Genomic DNA, 17,274 nt, shown 5'->3' with positions numbered 1-17,274 from the left:
TTATGAGCCCGACGAGCTACCAATTGCTCCACCCCGCGATGTAAAATCTATTAAAATTTGTGAGAGAACATAATCAAATTTTGTTCTACTAATATAGCATTAAAAGCCTTTAATGTCAAATTATCTGGCGTGCTTTCTTTACGATAAAATAAAATAGTAATAAAAATAAACCATAAAGTTTACTATATTTCCCGTGCTTTGTTATTACTACTATTATTTTGATTTATAAACTTTTTATACTATATCTATGAAAAAGGCATTTATTCTTTTAGCGTTGCTTATTTTCAGCTTTCAGCTGTTTGCACAACATACATTAACACAGATCAGAAAACCTACTTTTCCGGGGGACATAAAAAAGGTTATTAAAGCAGGAAACAGGCTTTATGCTGCAGGCTTCAGGTCGGATGTCAGGTCATTCGTTACTGTTTCGGAAGATATGGGCGTAAGCTGGCATTATACACCTTCGCAGCCATTCAGAGCTACTGAAGATATAAAAAGTATTTTTTTCAAAGATGAATTTAACGGCTGGGTTGGCGGAGACAAAGGGGTGATTTATAAGACTACCGACGGGGGCGCTTCATGGCAGGAAAAAACAGATACTCTCGCCTATAAGGCAAGTGTTAATGCTATTTATTTCCCCAGTTCCGACACCGGCTATATTTGCGGGGGGATAGGTACAGCAAAGATAGCAAAAACTGTTGACGGAGGTGAAAGCTGGAAGGAAGTTACCATTCCCTCTATTCCGGACGAAGAATTTAAGGCTATGATCTGGGAAAATTCATTAAAAGGAATTATAGTCGGATCCAGGAGAGGATTTCTTTCCACCACGGATGGGGGTAATAGCTGGAGTATTAAGCCGGTTAATAATACGCCCTTAACTATGTTCCGTATGAATGCCATTACCAAATCTGAACCAGGCAAATTCTTTATGTGCGGGACATCAGGTAGAATCCTGAAGAGTACTGACGGCGGAGAGACATTCAACCTGGACCAGACGTTAGGAAACGGCACTCTTTATTCTATAGTCTTCATTAACCCTTCTGAAGGATTTGCCGGCGGGTACAACGGTGCCATTTATAAAACAACTGACGGAGGAAATAACTGGACACAAATACCATCTTTTACAAATGACCAGATTAACTCAATTCTGCTCCCCGGAGATGGCAATGTTATTGCCGCCGGAATTAACGGCACCTTATTCACTTCCGGCGACAAGGGTAATACATGGAAGACAAATTTTTTAAGCAGCAGGGATTATTACAGCGCTGTTGTCAGGGATTCACTGAACATTATTGTTGCAGGAGGCTCATCGCTGGAAGGTGAAATTGATGTGACCAGCGATGGGGGAACAGCCTGGCAGAAAATGCCGCCATTTACAACCGGTTATCTGCACAGTATTTTTTCCGTTGGGGATAACCTCTATGCATGCGGCAGGAACGGCGGCTTTTACTATTCTGCAAATAACGGGTCATCATGGGAGAATCATCCTTCAGCAGGCACGAATTACAAGCTGTTCTTTAATGATGTGAATAACGGATATATGGTGAACAGCAAAGGGCAGATACTTAAAACTTCAGATAAAGGGACCACCTGGACCGAGACGGCAAAGTTTACCGGTGAAATTAAAGATATAAAAATGGTTTCACCCTCAAGGGGATTTGCTGTCGGAGCAGGGGACAGGATTTATGAGACTAATGACGGGGTAACATGGTCGCACGGCACACTTGCCCGTCCAAATGTAAACCTTAACGCAATTTATCTGCTGGATAGCCAGCATGGATATGTCTGCGGGCAGAACGGCGCAATCCTCAGGACTAGCGACGGCTTTAAGACGCTTGAGCTTCTGACAGATACGCTGGCACTGAGTGGAATTCAAATCAATGACGTTCTGGCATTAAATGACTCGGCAGTCTGGGCGGCTGCAGATAAGGGCCTGATATTAAGATCCGCCTCTTCAAACACTATTGCTGTAGTGGATACGGGATATTTGGGGGAGAATCTGACTTCCATAGCAAAGCTCAATGGCAGTTCGATGATCCTCTGCAGCTCCAACGGGGCAGTCTATAAACTGACAGATGATGCTACGGTTGGTGTCCGTCCGGAGCTTAAAACTGCAGGCAGTTTTGAGCTGAGACAGAACTACCCGAACCCGTTTAACCCGGAAACAGTAATAAATTACAGCCTTGCTTCAGCGGAAAATGTAAAGCTTAAGGTATACGATGTTCTGGGTAAGGAAATTGCAGTTCTGCAGGAAGGTTTTAAGCCTGCGGGAAACCATTCGGTCAGGTTCAATGTTCTTGATTATAACCTGGTAAGCGGCATTTATTTCTACCGTCTTGAAGCAGGAAAATTTGCCCAGACGAGAAAGATGCTGTTGGTCAAATAGGAGGCGTGGAACTTTTTTATTCCTTTCATTTTCCTTTGATTTCACGTAAATTTACAGGAAAATTATAAGAATATATGCTAAAATCACTACAAATTCAGGACTATGCCCTGATCGATAAGATCTTTATTGAATTTGGGAAAGGGCTTAATATCATTACCGGCGAGACCGGTGCAGGAAAGTCCATACTTATCGATGCCATGGGTCTTCTCTTAGGCGAAAGAGCCTCAACGGAGGTGGTTAGAAAAGGTGCGTCCAAGTCGGTTGTAGAAGGCATTTTTGATATCGATGCAAACCCGAAAGTAAAGAAAGTGCTGGAGGAAAACGATATCGAATACATGCCTGAGCTTATAATGAGGCGTGAGATATCGCTTAAAGGGTCCAACCGCTGCTTCTTGAACGATACGCCGGTTTCGCTTTCTCTTATTAAGGACGTGGGCAATCTCCTGGTTGACCTCCACGGCCAGCATGAGCACCAGTCGCTCCTGAGGACTGAAACCCACATAGAGATGCTGGATGATTTCGGGCGTCATGAGAAGCTCCTTGATGAATATCTGCAGAACCATGCGAAGCTAAGCGGCCTGCTTCATGAGCTGAAATCGCTGAAGGAAAAAGAAGAACTCCTAAAGGAAAAGAAAGAGCTTTATTCTTTCCAGATCAGGGAGATTGACGCCGTAAGTCCTGAAGAAAAAGAGGATGAAAAGCTCTCGGACGAACTTAAGATACTTGAAAATGCAGAGAAGCTTCTGGAAGCTACAAACGGTATTTATCATAATCTCTATGAGTCTGAAAGTGCCGTTTACGACTCGCTGGTCGAGATCAGGCATCAGCTCCAGGAGCTTTCCAAAATCGACAAGAGTTTTCAGGATATTGAAGGGGAGTGCCAGAGTGCGCTGACTTTAATCAGTGATATATCTGAATTTGTACGCAGCTATTCCGGGAAAATAGACATGGATCCGGAGCGCCTGGAGGAAGTGCGCGAAAGGATAGGCGCCATAAACATGCTGAAGAAAAAGTACGGCGGATCTTTAGAGAACGTAATTTCCTACCGTGCAAAAATCGGTGAGGAGTTCAATCTGGCAGAGAATTTTGCCGACAGCATTAAGGCCCTTCAGGAGGAGATCACGCATGCGCGTGAGGCTTGCGGACTTTCAGCAGCTAAACTAAGCAAAAAAAGAAGTGAAACTGCCAAATCGGTTGAATCTGACGTGGTGAAGGCTATAGCATACCTTGGCATTACGGATGCGGTCTTCAGGGTCAATATTGCACAGATTCAGGCAGACAAGGGTTCCGATTCATATATAACTGCAAACGGAAAAAGTTATAAATATAGCCGCTCAGGCTTTGACGAGGTGGAATTCTACATATCGACGAACCTGGGGGAAGATCCCAAACCTTTAGTTAAAGTTGCCTCGGGGGGAGAAATATCTAGAATAATGCTTGCCCTTAAGACAATTCTTGCCAAGAACGACCGCCTGCCTTTACTCATTTTCGACGAAATAGATACGGGCGTCAGCGGGCGCATAGCGCAGAAGGTGGGGCATACACTTAAGACGCTTGCGGGATTCCATCAGATAATTTCAATTACTCACCTGCCTCAGATTGCAGGGCTTGCCGACCAGCACTATGCAGTTGAAAAAGGGGTGCATGGCGACAGGGTTGTAAGCCATATTACAAAGCTCGACCGCGAGGGCAGAATCCGCGAAGTGGCTAAACTGATGAGCGGCGAGGAGATTACCGAAGCCAGCCTTAAAGGGGCAAGAGAACTAATGGGAATTGAGCAGGAGTAATACCGGGGAGGCTATGCACCGGGAACACTTCTTCCCATTAAAACCAATAAAACAAAAAGAAAGAAGACCAGAGTTGCAATTGAAAGAATCTGCGTTATACGTACACATTCCCTTTTGTGAGCATAAATGTATTTACTGCGATTTCTATTCTGTTATTACAAAGGACAACGTAGAGAACTATCTTGAGGCTCTTAAAAAGGAGATAGAGCACTACGCAGGGCTCTATTCCGAAGGAAGGGTTTTTACCTCAATATTTTTCGGCGGCGGCACGCCTTCACTAATGGATCCCTGGTACATTGGGGAGATATTAAAGGCCTTAAAGAGCTGGTTTAATGTTTCAGATGACGCTGAAATTACGCTTGAGACTAATCCCGGCACAGTAAACAAGGCAAAGCTTTATGAATTCCTTGAGCTGGGGATAAACCGCCTGAGTGTGGGTATTCAGTCATTTAATGATGACGAGCTGAAATTCCTTACGAGAATTCACGACAGTAAGGCGGCAATAGATACGATTATGGATGCCGAGGCTGTGGGCTTTAAGAACATCAATCTGGATCTTATTTTCAACCTTCCGGACCAGACCAGGCGTAAGTGGATGGATAATCTTGAAACTGCCGTCAGGCTTCCGGTAAAGCACATTTCGGCTTACAGCCTTATACTTGAGAGGGGAACAGTGCTCAACAAGCTTGTGCTTGACGGCAAGGTTAAACTTCAGGATACAGATTACGATGCCGAGCTCTACAGGGTTACAATTGATTTTCTCAAATCGCGCAGGTTTCATCAGTATGAGGTATCCAATTTTGCCAAAGAGGGCTTTGAATGCCGCCACAACAACGCCTACTGGCAGTACAGGGATTATCTGTCCTTCGGCACTTCAGCGCATTCATTTGTAAATGGAAGGCGCTGGTGGAACTATTCGAACATCAGTCTTTACATTAAAAAGATTAATGAGAAGGGCGCTGCCCCGGCAAGCTTCGAGGAGCTGACAGAAAGTCAGATGCTTACGGAATACATAATGCTTGCCTTCAGAAGCAGCGGGCTTAACGTGAAAGCCTTAAAGGAAAAGTTCGGCGAAGAATGGTTTAACAGCCATCACTCCCAGCTAAAGAGTTTCCAGAGGCGGGGCCTTCTGATCTTTGACGACGGCTATATCCATCTGACAGATAAAGGCTATGCCCTTTGTGATGAAATTCTGGAGAAGATATTATAAATAGAAGGCCTCTATTGCAGGTTTAATTCTCCAGACTGCTAAAATTCAGGATTTCAGACCATCTGAAAAATTCATTCCCATCTTTCCCTAAGTATCATCTTTTTTATAAAATTATTGCAATTTTAATCTTTTCGTTGTACCATATTACATGTAAAGGCTGTAAGGCAGCCTTAAGTCAGGAGATTTTCCAGGACTCTTCATTTTATACGTCATAATGATTTAATCATAGAGAGGGTTAGAATGAAAGCATTGACTGTAATTGGAATTATTCTGATACTGCTCGGCATAGCCGGATTTATTTTCGGGGGCATCAGCTTTACGAAAAAGGAAAAGGCTCTGGACCTGGGGCCCGTGGAAGTACAGACAGAGAAGAAAGAGACCATCCCTGTTACTCCCATTGCTTCGGGTGTTGCTGTTGTAGCTGGAATTATTATGGTTGTAGTTGGTGCAAGGAAATCCTGACGGCAGAAATAATTAATCATTTATTGAAAACTACAGGAGGTAATTATGCCGGTTCGTAAAGGCAGCGCAGAATGGAATGGTAATTTAAGAGAGGGTAAAGGTACCGTTAAAACAGAGACAGGTACCGTTAATGCGAGATATTCATTTACCTCGCGTTTCGAGGAAGGGCAGGGAACAAATCCCGAGGAACTGATCGGAGCAGCGCATGCAGGATGCTTTTCGATGGCTTTGGCCGGAGCACTTGCAAAAGACGGCTTTAATCCAAAATCCATAAAAACCGAAGACAAGGTGTATATTGAAAAGGTTGGTGAGGGTTTCAAGATCACAAAGATTGAAATGACAACCGAGGCCGAAGTTCCGGGCATTCAGGATGATGCATTCCATAAGTATGCCGAGAACGCAAAGCAGAACTGTCCGGTTTCACAGGCTCTAAAAGGAGTAGAAATGGTTCTGGATGCCAGGCTTGTTACAGCGGTAGGTAAATAAGCATTAAAAGGTAAAGGCAGAGGTAAAGGTAAAGAAATAACAAATTTTTACCTCAGCCTTTGCCTTTACCTATTTTATTCCTCTTCTTTAAGGCAGCGGCACTTGCAGTCAGCCTTCTTTTCCTCCTGTTTAGGGAGTACAAAGCTGAAAACTGATCCATCCCCGGGGTGGCTCTTAACGCTGATGCTGCCGCGGTTTTTCTCAACAAGCTCTTTACAGAGTGCCAGACCGAGTCCTGTTCCTTTCTCATTTGCCGTTCCCATAGTAGTATGGTGGACGTCAATTCTGAAAAGCTTTTCAATATCCTTTTCGCTGATGCCGATACCGTTATCCCTGACAGAAATCTCGAGGTTGTTTTTTTGTTCGCGGCAGAAAATCTTTACGGTTCCACCGCCTGAAGTGAACTTGACTGCATTGGCTGCCAGGTTCTGAAGAACGGAACTTATCATATTCTTATCGGCATAGACATAGCTGCCTAAAGGGATCTCGCTGAAGAGCTCGATATTTTTCTTCAGTGCGTTACCCATGAGCATGCTGATTGTCTGTTCGGCAACTTCACACATATCAATACGGGAGGGTTTAAATTCCATGCCTCCGGTCTGAATTCCGGACCACTGAAGGAGGTTTTCCAGGAGGTTGAAAATATTTTTGGCGGATTTGTTGATGCCGGTGGCAAATGCCTTAATCTCCTCGCTGTTGAGCGTGTCGAAGTCGTTGACAATAATGCCTGAAAGCCCGATGAGTGAAGTGAAGGGGCTTCTAAGGTCGTGAGCTATAATGGAGAATAATTTATCCTTGGAGGCATTTATTTCCTTTAGTTCAAGTTCAGAGCGTGTCAGCTGTGAGTTCAGGAGTTCGAGTTCCCTGGCATTCTTTTCAAGTTCCAGCTTATTACTCTGAAGCTCTCCTACATACTCTTTAAGTTTAGCTTCGGTTTGCTTAATAAAAGTAATATCCCTCAGTATTCCCCTGTAGGCAATGATCCCGCCGTCATTATCCCTTACTGCCGATGAGGTTTCGAGCACGGTAAGCTTTCTGCCGTCTTTTGTCCTGATGGATATTTCGTAATTTTTTACGAATCCGTCTTTTTCAAGCTTTGATTTGAATTTCTTTCTGGCCTCGGGATCGGCATAAAAGCTGCTTGCGATATCGGCCTCAAGAAGCTCATTTCTGGAAGTATAGCCAAAAAGTTCCATGCCGGCCGGGTTTATTTCGAGGAAATTGCCCTCAGGGGAGCTGACATAAACAACATCCTTGGTTTCTTCGAAAAGTGAGCGGTAATTTTCTTCGGATTTTTTGAGAGCCTCGTCGGCAAGTTTTCTTTCAGTAATATCAAAGCATGCTCCGACGAGTGCCACAGGAGTGCCGCTTTTGTCGCGTACAATTGAGGTCCTGAGAGAGATAAGAAAATCTGTCCCGTCTTTTTTTCTGTTAAATATCTCACCTTCCCAGCCTCCTTCGAGTGTGCAGGGGAGGATCTGGCGTACAACTTCGGGGGAATTTTGGTCAGATCTTACGACGCTGATGTTTTTGCCTATAATTTCCTCGCGGCTGAAGCCGTAAATATTCAAAAATGCATCATTGACATATATTAGTATGTCATTCATGTCTGTAATGCTGACGCCTTCCCTGATACTCTCTAAGGTATTGGCCAGCAGTCTTTCCCTGTCCAGGGAATCTCTTAAGCCCTGAAGGTCTGCCTGAAGCTTAAGGTTTGTTTGCCTAAGGCTTGCAAGTTCTTCTGAAATTTCTTTTTGTGACAAATTTTCCAGCTCAAATATGTTTTTATAACAGGATTTCGGATTCGGGTGATCCGCCTTAATCCTGGAATATAATCGAAAAGTCTCCGGGAATTTAAAGTGTTCTAAGTCCGCAATTTAATTTTGCTAAAATAACAATATTCCGGCAAATTCTTAAAATATTATTTATGGCGGGATCAAAAAACGTACCCCGAAGCGGAATTTTAAACTATTCGGGGGGTTTTATCTGTCCAATTACCTCATAAGAGTCCCAAAATGGAAGTTCAGGGGATTCCGGGCGCCGAAATAAAAGAATCTTGTTTTAATTAAGAAATATTTTTTTATTTTTGGGTGGAAAAATCTCACTTATGGATGTCCGGGAATTGAGATACGATTGACAAGGGCAGAGGCGGTTTTGTTATAAAATAGCATAAATCCCTTCCTAGTTTCTGCACTTTCACAAATCATCAAATTTTGCCCTGGCCCAAATCAGGAACAGGGTAAAGGTTAATTCTTTTCAGGAGACACAAATGAAAAAAATCGGTTACTCTTTCTTTATTATTATGTTACTGTCCTCTATTCTATCTGCACAAAAGCTTTCTGTTATTGAGACCGTAAAGATTACCGACAAGGCGCAGGGTGAATTCTATTACCCGAAGCTGAGTCCCGACGGCGCCAGGGTTTTCTTTACTTCGGCAGGTTATAAAGGGCTCTGGTATTACGACATGCAGACAAAGAAGATTGTTTCTTTTTCTGAAGAACCGGGTGCGGGATACGAATTTGCGTTTTCAAACGATGGCAAGTCTGTATACTACCGCGTAAATAATTTTGACAAATACGGCCTTAGAACCTCACAGACAATGGTTAAGAAAGATATTGCGACGAATCAGCGCCAGGTGCTGGAGACAGCCCATGAACTTTCTTCTCCCAGAATGCTTTTAAGCGACAAACTGGCTTATACTTCAAATAACAAGATAGTTATAAAAGCCACAGGAACGGCCTTAAAGAAGTCCACTACTCAGCAGGCCTCAGGTGAGGCAATGGTTTGCATTGAAGACGAGGCACTGGTACTCTATTCAAACGGAAGCAAAAAATCTATGACTCCACTTGGAGAAGGAAGCTACATCTGGCCTTCACTTTCACCCGACGGGACAAAGATTTTGTGCACCGAGGTCCGCAAAGGCACTTTTATTTCCGATCTAAATGGTAACGTGCTCATTAATTTGGGCAGGGAACTGGCTTCACCCCAGTGGTCACCGGACGGCAAATGGATCGTATATATGGTTGAACGCGATAATGGTGTTACATATACAGCATCCGACCTCTATGCGGTTTCCTCAGACGGACAGCAGAAGATTCAGCTCACAGCTACAAATGACGACTGTGAGATGTACCCCGAATGGTCCTCTGATGGCAAGAGCATTCTTTACCATTCAGACAAGGGCAGTATTTATTTAATGAAATTAAAATACGAGTAATAAGGTGACCTCATGAATAAAAGAATTTTACTATTTTTTGTTTTGTTTCTGAACGCATCACTCATCTTTGCACAAGATTTAAATGGTGTTAAAGTTTTAATTAATCCGGGACACGGCGGTCTGGATCCTGCAAATGACAGAAATATTCCTACTACTGGTTTCTGGGAATCTGTAGGCAACCTTTCCAAAGGGCTCTATCTGAGGGAGATACTCCAAAAGCTTGGGGCTACAGTAGTAATGTCAAGAACTACAAATTACGATGCCGATGACCTGCCTTTGTCTTCCATTGTGGCAATGGCCAATAACAATAATGTCCAGTATATGCACTCCATACACAGCAACGCTGCAGGAGGCAATTATACTCTTATGCTTTATCAGGGCACTAATTCAACTCCGACCTATCCAGACTCAAAGGTTATGTCGCAGTACATTGGTAACGAAATCTATAGTGCCCACAGGACAACCGATCTCCGTCTGGCAGGCGATTTTGACTTCTACGGAACAGGAAGAGCCTACCTTGGCGTCTTTAAGGGATTAACGATGCCGGGAAGCCTTTCGGAAGGATCATTCCACGATTATATTCCTGAAAGCTGGCGTCTGAGGAATGAGGCATATCTCAAGCATGAAGCGTGGGCAATTGCAAAGGCGTTTCTTTCATTCTGGGGAAGGCCCCCGCTTTCCACAGGCATTGCTGCAGGTATTGTAAGAGATGTCGATAAGGCCTCAGTTTATAGCATAATTAATGCCAGCGATGCTAAAAAGCCGGTCAACAATATTAAGGTTACCCTCAGGGCTAATGACGCCTCAAATGCCATGACTCCCAGAGTTTACACGGGTGACAACTACAATAACGGATTTTTTATGTTCGATGAAGTAACTCCGGGTTCCTATACGCTTGTCTACGAAGCTGTGGGTTACTTTAAGGACTCATCCACGGTCAATGTTCTTGCCGGTAAAAACAATTTTGCCGATAAATACCTGGTTTCAAATTCCCAGGCGGAAGTGTCTTCTGTTACTTTCAGTCCTGCAAGCGTAGATTCAATCTATCCGGGCAATCAGAGTATTGTCATTGATTTTACAAGGGCAATGAATACGGCTTCCGTAGAAGCTGCAATTTCCACTACTCCAAGCGCCCCGCTTACATTCAGCTGGACTAACGATGCGGAAGTTAAGATCAGTACCTCAGGTCTTCCTTTTGGTACTGCCATGACGCTTACCATTGCCGGAACGGCGAAGGGACAAATTGAGGGAATCTTTCTGGATGGCAACAAAGATGGCGTTGGAGGCGACAGCTACAGTTTTTCATTCAAAACCAGGAGTAAAGACGTCTGGGCTCCTGTGATTGAATCGCTTTACCCGTCCGATAAACTGGAAAATGTTGAGCTGATACCGCTTATAAATTTAAGCTTCAACGAGCTTTTAAATACCGGCACCTTATCGGGTAAAGTCCAGCTCGTTAAGGCAGCAGGCAATGTGCCCATTGGAGTAACGACAAAGTATTATCCACTGACAAACGGCAAGGCTGTAGTCAGCCTTTTCCCGAGCAGTGCACTTCTGCCGAATGAGACTTATAACGTAATCGTTTCTGCGGGACTTTCAGACCAGTATGGCAACGGGGTTCCTTCGAACATTGTTTACACTTTTAAGACCGGAAGTGAATCGGCAACAATTACTTCGATAGACAATTTTGAACTCGACCTGCTTACCAACTGGGCAGGCCCAAATGCAACTTCTCCTTCGGGAATAATTGCCTCAGAAACCAGCATTGCTAAAAATCTCTCTATTACCAACCGCTTCTCAGGAAGCAGGGTCAGTATGCAGCTTAACTACAGCTGGGATAAGAACGCTTCATCATGGTTCATCAGGGAATACTTAAGCACAGGAACTCCGAAAAACGTGACATTTACCAGCCAGAACATTCTTCAGTCCTATGTTTTCGGTGACGGCAGCAATAACAAGTTCCGTTTCTGTGTCGCAGATGGAGCTGACTTCTCGGGCCTTGAAGTAAGCCCATGGTACACAATTGACTGGGCAGGCTGGAAGCTTGTTTCCTGGGATATGGGTAAAGACGGCGTTGGAGTATGGGATGGAAATACAAAGGGTAACGGAGCTTTGGACGGACAGCTTAAGTTCGACAGCTTCCAGTTTACCTATACACCTGGAAGCCCGACTTCAGGATTGCTGTTCTTTGACGACCTCCGCACGGCAGTAAAGCCATATGTGGGAGTTGAAAAAGAAAACGGGGCGGTTAAGCCTTCCAGCTACAGCCTGGAGCAGAATTATCCCAATCCTTTTAACCCATCTACTACATTAAGTTATCAGTTACCGGAGAACAGCTTTGTGTCTCTAAAGGTGTTTGACCTTTTAGGACGCGAGGTCGCTACTCTTGTAAATCAGGAGCAGGCATCAGGGAAGTACAGGGTTGAATTTAATGCCGGGAACATCCCGAGCGGAATTTACATTTATATGTTAAATGCCGGCAATTATAAAGAGACCAAAAAAATGATGCTTCTTAAGTAAAGAATGAGTATTATTACGGCGGGCAAAGTGCCCGCCTTTTTTTTTGTCTTAATATCAATAAAGGATGCTAATGAAAAAGCTTAATCTTCCATTAAGGAGGCTCAAATGAAAAAAATATTCTACTCTTTCTTTGTAATCATTCTACTGTCCTCTTTTATATCCGCACAAAAGCTTTCTGTTGTTGAAACCCTAAAACTTACAGATAAGTCGCAGGGCGAGTTCTATTTCCCCAAGAATTCGCCCGATGGATTAAAGATATTTTTTACTTCAGCCAGCTACAAGGGAATCTGGTATTATGATGTATCTGCAAAAAAAATTATTCCGTTTGCCACCGAAGAAGGGGCAGGCTATGAGTATGTTTTTTCTAACGATAACAAGGCAATTATTTACCGGGCAAATAATCTGGATGAAAGGGGTTTAAGGCATAATCAGAGTTTAGTCAGGCGGAGCCTGGAGGACTTGAAGTCACAGGTTATAGTTACTGCAACAGAGCTCTCAACACCAAAGGTCCTTGCAAGCAATAACGTCGCATATATGGCAAGCGGCAATGTTATACTAAAAGCCGACGGATCGCGCCTGAATAAAACAGGAGCCAGTGATCTGGCAGTTTACAATGTTGACGGGAAAATTATTCTTTATATGAACGGCGCAAAAAAGGAATTTTCTCCCTTTGAGGGAGGGCAGTATATATGGCCTTCACTTTCGCCCGACGGAACCAAGATACTCTTTACCGAAGTCCATAAGGGGGCATTTATATCCGATCTGGATGGAAAAAATATGGTCAGCCTGGGAAATATTTCGGCCCCAAACTGGTCACCCGACGGCAAGTGGATTACGTACATGGTGGAGAAGGATAACGGTGAGTTCATTACCGGATCTGAAATATTTGTTTCTTCTTCCGACGGCACGAATAAATACCAGCTTACAGATACCAGTGACCTGATTGAAATGTATCCCGTCTGGGCCAGCGACGGAAACAGTATACTTTTTAACAGCGTGGACGGAAGCATTTATTCAATGAAGCTTAAAATGGAATAACGGGGGAAAAGATGAAAAAACAGTTTTTGCTACTATTTTTTGTCCTGTTTAATGTTCCGCTAATATTCGGACAGAGCCTCTCCGGAATCAAAATATTTATTAATCCGGGTCATGGCGGCTACACTTCAAATGACAGGCATATTCTGGAGACGGATTACTGGGAATCGGAAGGAAATCTTTCCAGGGGCTTATATCTTCGCGACATTCTTGAGAAGATGGGAGCTACCGTCATCATGTCGAGGATTACAAACACCGAAGAGGATGACCTTCAGCCCACTTCAAAGATTGCGGCACTGGCAAACACATTTAATCCTGATTATTTTCATTCCATTCACAGCAATGCCACCGGAACCAGCAGCAGAGCCAACTACACACTTATGCTTTACCAGGGAACCACAAGTGCTCCTACGTACCCGCCGTCGAAGACAATGGCAGACCTTGTCGGCAAGGAAATCTATGGCGCCCACAGGACCACTAGGCTGGATGTTTTTGGCGACTTTACATTCTACAATTCAACGGGGCCATATCTTGGTGTCTTTGTGGGGTTGAATTCGCCGGGTACATTGTCAGAAAGTTCATTTCATGATTACGTACCGGAATCCTACCGTCTTAGAAGCCAGAATTACCTCAAGCATGAGGCCTGGGCAATTGCAAAGGCTTTTCTGGCATACTGGGGAAAACCTGCTCTTACAACAGGCATTATTGCAGGCGTTGTAAGGGACCCCGACCTGAAGGTAAGCTATACATATTTAACTCCCGATGACGCAAAGGTGCCTGTAAACAAGGTAAAGGTTACGCTTAAGGCTCTGGATGCTTCAAATACAATGGAGCCAAAAATTTGCATGGGCGACAGCCTGAATAACGGATTTTTTATGTTTGATGAGCTTACGCCGGGGCAGTATAAAGTGTACTATGAAGCCCCCGGGTACTTCAGCGATTCATCCACGGTAACAGTGCTGGCAGGTAAAAATGCTTTTGCAGACAAGGATCTGTTTGCAACCATTCCTCCTGCTGTAGCATCTATAATTCCGGCACCCGGAGACTCACTTTACCCCGGGAAAAAGGATATTATAATAGATTTTACGCGCGTAATGAACAGGGCAACGGTTGAATCTGCAATTTCCATAAATCCCCAGGTTCCCCTTACTTTTACATGGCAGAGCGACAAGAGAGTTACAGTAAGTACCTCATCGCTGCCATTTAATACGGCGCTTACGCTGACAATTTCCGGTGCGGCAGAGGAAAGCCCGCATGGACTGCACCTGGACGGCAACAAGGACGGCGTCGGAGGCGACAGCTACAGTTACTCATTCAGGACCAAGGTTCAGGATGTCACAGCTCCGGTGGTGGAATCCATTTATCCGCAGGATAACAGGGATAATGTAGAACCGATGCCGCTTATCAACATTGCATTTAATGAGCAACTTAACACTTCTACAATAAGCGGAAGAATAAAGCTGGTGAAAAATTCAGACCAGACAGTTATTCCGATGAAGGGCAGTTACTATGCTCTTAATGGCCAGGAATGCGTCTTCAGCTTTTTCCCGGCTGACACACTTCTTGAAAATGAAAGCTACAGTGTTGTGATTTCCCCAGGCGTTGAAGACCAGTTCAAGAATGCAATAAGTTCAGAAAAGGCGTACACATTTAAGACAGGCAGGAAGCTGCCCGCAATGACTTATATTGACAAGTTTGAAAGCGGGTTTACAGCCAGCTGGGCAAACCCCTCTGATTATTCGTCAGGTGTTGTAAATACAGGAACCAGTTTTGCCTCAAGCAGCACATACAAATTCTATGGAAGCAGCAGCAGCATGCAGCTTAACTACAGTTTCGACAAAAGCGCTTCCTCATGGTTATTAAGGGAATATTTAAGTTCAGGTGCTCCCAAAACTATTACATTCAGCAATAGCGGCATAGTGCAGGCTTATATTTTCGGTGACGGCAGCGGGAACAAGTTCCGTTTCTGTGTAGCCGATGGAAGCAACTTCTCAGGCCTTGAAGTCAGCCCCTGGTATACGATTGACTTTCTAGGGTGGCGCCTTGTAAGCTGGAATATTGTACGGGACGGTGTTGGAGTATGGGAAGGAAAGGGTAACGGAGTTTTGGACGGACAGCTTAAGTTCGACAGCTTCCAGATGACGTATAACCCCGGAAGCCCCAGCTCAGGATTTATCTGCTTTGACAACCTGAGGGCTTCGAATGAAACCTATGTGGGAGTTGAAAAAGAAGAAGGAACGGCAAAGCCTTCCAGCTACAGCCTGGAGCAGAATTATCCCAATCCGTTTAACCCATCAACTTCTCTGAGCTATCAGCTGCCGGAGAACAGCTTTGTGTCTCTAAAGGTGTTTGACCTCCTGGGGCGTGAAGTTGCAACTCTTGTAAATCAGGAGCAGGCATCAGGGAAGTACAGGGTTGAATTTAATGCCGGGAACATCCCGAGCGGAATTTACATTTATATGTTAAATGCCGGCAATTATAAAGAGACCAAAAAAATGATGCTTCTTAAGTAAAGAATGAGTATAATAAAGGCGGGCAAAATGTCCGCCTTTTTTTTACAGCTAAGGGGCATTCATGAAAAAGCTTACTTTATTGCTGGTCCTTTGTTTTTGTCCTGCTATTCTTCTTCCTCAGTCTGAATTCCAGAATTTTATCTCACGCGTAAACACACTTAACGGCAGCCCGCAGGCGCAGGCAGCGGTTATTGACAGCTTTATGAATTACGCAAAGACCAAAGGCATTCCTTTTATAGATGGCAGTACGGCTAACTTCCTCTACCGCGGAAACGCTGCTTCTGTCAGTGTTGCAGGGGACTTTAATGACTGGAATGCTGCAAAGAACATGATGGTAAAGCTTTCAGGCACAGACCTTTATTATTTCACGGGTACATTTGAACAAAACGCAAGGCTGGACTATAAACTGGTTCTTAACGGCAGCAGCTGGATACTGGACCCCTTGAATCCTCACCAGGTAAGCGGCGGCTACGGCCCAAACTCCGAATTTGCCATGCCGGGGTATGTCCAGCCCTGGGAGATTAACTATAAGCCTTCAGTTCCTCACGGGAAGGTTGAGGAGAGAACCACTTACAGCCAAAAGGCTTCCATTAACTACCAGATAAGGATATATCTTCCCCCGGGCTACAGCCCTGAAGATGCTGAAAGATACCCTGCTATATACTTCCAGGACGGTTTTGATTATATCGGCCTGGGGAGCGCTGTAAATGTAATAGATAACCTCCTGGACAGCGGGAAAATAAAACCTGTTATTGCGGTTTTTGTTCAGCCCAATAACCGCAACGACGAGTATGCAGGAGGAAAAAGGATACAGTACAGGGAATTCTTTGCTTATGAACTTGTGCCTCTTATAGACTCACTTTATAAAACAATTAAAGATCCCAAGGGCCGCCTGGTGCTTGGGGATTCCTACGGGGGCAACATTTCGGCACTCATTTCATTCAACCATCCGGATATTTTCGGCAACTGCGGCCTTCATTCAGGAGCCTTTCAGCCTTACAACTATGAGGCTGCGCAGCTTATAAGCTCAAAACCCCTGCAGCCGGTAAAGTTATTTTCAGTCTGGGGAAGCTATGAGGGGCTGTATCAGTTCTGGAGGCCGTTTAAGGATTCACTTCTTCAGAAAGGGTACGCTCTTAAGTGGGGTGAATATCCTGAAGGGCACAGCTGGGGGCTCTGGAGAGCCACGCTGGATGACATGCTGAAATATTTCTTTCCGAAAGAAGAAACTCTCGTGGAAAATGGCAGCCTTAAGCCTTCAGGTTTTGAACTCCAGCAGAACTATCCTAATCCTTTTAATCCTTCCACTACAATTATTTTTACCGTTTCTGAGGCCGGGCAGTATTCCATCCGGCTCTACGACATGCTGGGAAGGGAAGTGGCAGTTATTGCCCAAAGGGAGTTTACGCAGGGGCGGCATTCAGTAAGTTTTAATTCAGATGGCCTTCCTTCAGGGGTTTATCTATACCGGCTTGAAGGGAAAGGCGTTTCGCTATCGCGAAAGATGACGTTGTTGAGGTGAGTTTTCCGGGGAAATCTGGGGCTAAAGCCCCGAGGAGTGTGGGGGCGCATTAAACCACGACCTGAAGGTCGTGGCTATTCAGTCGTGGCTGTTATGTTAAAAATCAAGTGTAATCGTAAATTTTTATGGAGCGATT

General features: G+C 44.4%; 11 protein-coding genes. 10 read left to right on the top strand and 1 reads right to left on the bottom strand.

Annotated features, from left to right (window positions below; translation table 11 throughout):
• The first annotated feature begins 247 nt into the window (after positions 1-247).
• The 5 genes from HF312_20280 (at position 248) to HF312_20260 (ending at position 6,331) form a co-directional block, all read left to right on the top strand.
• Positions 248-2,386: a T9SS type A sorting domain-containing protein gene (locus HF312_20280; GenBank protein MCU7522562.1), complete on the top strand. Its 2,139-nt coding sequence runs from the start codon at positions 248-250 to the stop codon at positions 2,384-2,386.
• Positions 2,387-2,460: 74 nt separating this feature from the next.
• A complete protein-coding gene (gene recN / locus HF312_20275) occupies positions 2,461-4,173 on the top strand; it encodes a DNA repair protein RecN (protein ID MCU7522561.1) in 1,713 nt (570 codons plus the stop codon).
• A 79-nt stretch (positions 4,174-4,252) separates the two neighbouring features.
• Entirely contained in the window at positions 4,253-5,383 is a 1,131-nt protein-coding gene (hemW, locus tag HF312_20270) for a radical SAM family heme chaperone HemW (GenBank protein MCU7522560.1), read from the top strand.
• Positions 5,384-5,623: 240 nt separating this feature from the next.
• On the top strand, positions 5,624-5,845 hold the full coding sequence (locus HF312_20265) for a DUF3185 domain-containing protein (GenBank protein ID MCU7522559.1): 222 nt from the start codon (positions 5,624-5,626) through the stop codon (positions 5,843-5,845).
• A gap of 45 nt (positions 5,846-5,890) precedes the next feature.
• Positions 5,891-6,331: an OsmC family protein gene (locus tag HF312_20260; GenBank protein MCU7522558.1), complete on the top strand. Its 441-nt coding sequence runs from the start codon at positions 5,891-5,893 to the stop codon at positions 6,329-6,331.
• Positions 6,332-6,405: 74 nt separating this feature from the next.
• On the opposite strand, the gene HF312_20255 is transcribed toward HF312_20260, so the two are convergent.
• Positions 6,406-8,094, bottom strand: a complete 1,689-nt coding sequence (locus HF312_20255) for a PAS domain-containing sensor histidine kinase (GenBank protein MCU7522557.1) — start codon at positions 8,092-8,094, stop codon at positions 6,406-6,408.
• A gap of 506 nt (positions 8,095-8,600) precedes the next feature.
• Between HF312_20255 and HF312_20250 the strand changes: the two genes are divergently transcribed.
• From HF312_20250 to HF312_20230, 5 genes are all read left to right on the top strand, one after another.
• The gene (locus HF312_20250; protein MCU7522556.1) at positions 8,601-9,548 is read left to right on the top strand and encodes a hypothetical protein; all 948 of its coding nucleotides are present in this window, start codon (positions 8,601-8,603) and stop codon (positions 9,546-9,548) included.
• 12 nt (positions 9,549-9,560) lie between these two features.
• Positions 9,561-12,068, top strand: a complete 2,508-nt coding sequence (locus tag HF312_20245; protein ID MCU7522555.1) for a T9SS type A sorting domain-containing protein — start codon at positions 9,561-9,563, stop codon at positions 12,066-12,068.
• 105 nt (positions 12,069-12,173) lie between these two features.
• Complete coding sequence (locus HF312_20240; protein ID MCU7522554.1) at positions 12,174-13,106, top strand: hypothetical protein; 933 nt, start codon at positions 12,174-12,176, stop codon at positions 13,104-13,106.
• 11 nt (positions 13,107-13,117) lie between these two features.
• Complete coding sequence (locus tag HF312_20235) at positions 13,118-15,616, top strand: T9SS type A sorting domain-containing protein (protein ID MCU7522553.1); 2,499 nt, start codon at positions 13,118-13,120, stop codon at positions 15,614-15,616.
• 61 nt (positions 15,617-15,677) lie between these two features.
• On the top strand, positions 15,678-17,138 hold the full coding sequence (locus tag HF312_20230) for a T9SS type A sorting domain-containing protein (protein MCU7522552.1): 1,461 nt from the start codon (positions 15,678-15,680) through the stop codon (positions 17,136-17,138).
• Positions 17,139-17,274 lie beyond the last annotated feature (136 nt).

This window comes from Ignavibacteria bacterium (assembly GCA_025612375.1).
Lineage (GTDB): Bacteria > Bacteroidota > Ignavibacteria > Ignavibacteriales > SURF-24 > JAAXKN01.
The sequence above is the reverse complement of the archived record's forward strand: the minus strand, read 5'-3'. Positions and strand labels throughout refer to the sequence as shown.

Coding starts and splice junctions, on each gene's coding strand:
- HF312_20250 (MCU7522556.1), top strand. CDS start 8,601: ATGAAAAAAATCGGTTACTCTTTCTTTATTATTATGTTACTGTCCTCT.
- HF312_20235 (MCU7522553.1), top strand. CDS start 13,118: ATGAAAAAACAGTTTTTGCTACTATTTTTTGTCCTGTTTAATGTTCCG.
- recN (MCU7522561.1), top strand. CDS start 2,461: ATGCTAAAATCACTACAAATTCAGGACTATGCCCTGATCGATAAGATC.
- HF312_20260 (MCU7522558.1), top strand. CDS start 5,891: ATGCCGGTTCGTAAAGGCAGCGCAGAATGGAATGGTAATTTAAGAGAG.
- HF312_20265 (MCU7522559.1), top strand. CDS start 5,624: ATGAAAGCATTGACTGTAATTGGAATTATTCTGATACTGCTCGGCATA.
- HF312_20280 (MCU7522562.1), top strand. CDS start 248: ATGAAAAAGGCATTTATTCTTTTAGCGTTGCTTATTTTCAGCTTTCAG.
- HF312_20230 (MCU7522552.1), top strand. CDS start 15,678: ATGAAAAAGCTTACTTTATTGCTGGTCCTTTGTTTTTGTCCTGCTATT.
- HF312_20240 (MCU7522554.1), top strand. CDS start 12,174: ATGAAAAAAATATTCTACTCTTTCTTTGTAATCATTCTACTGTCCTCT.
- HF312_20245 (MCU7522555.1), top strand. CDS start 9,561: ATGAATAAAAGAATTTTACTATTTTTTGTTTTGTTTCTGAACGCATCA.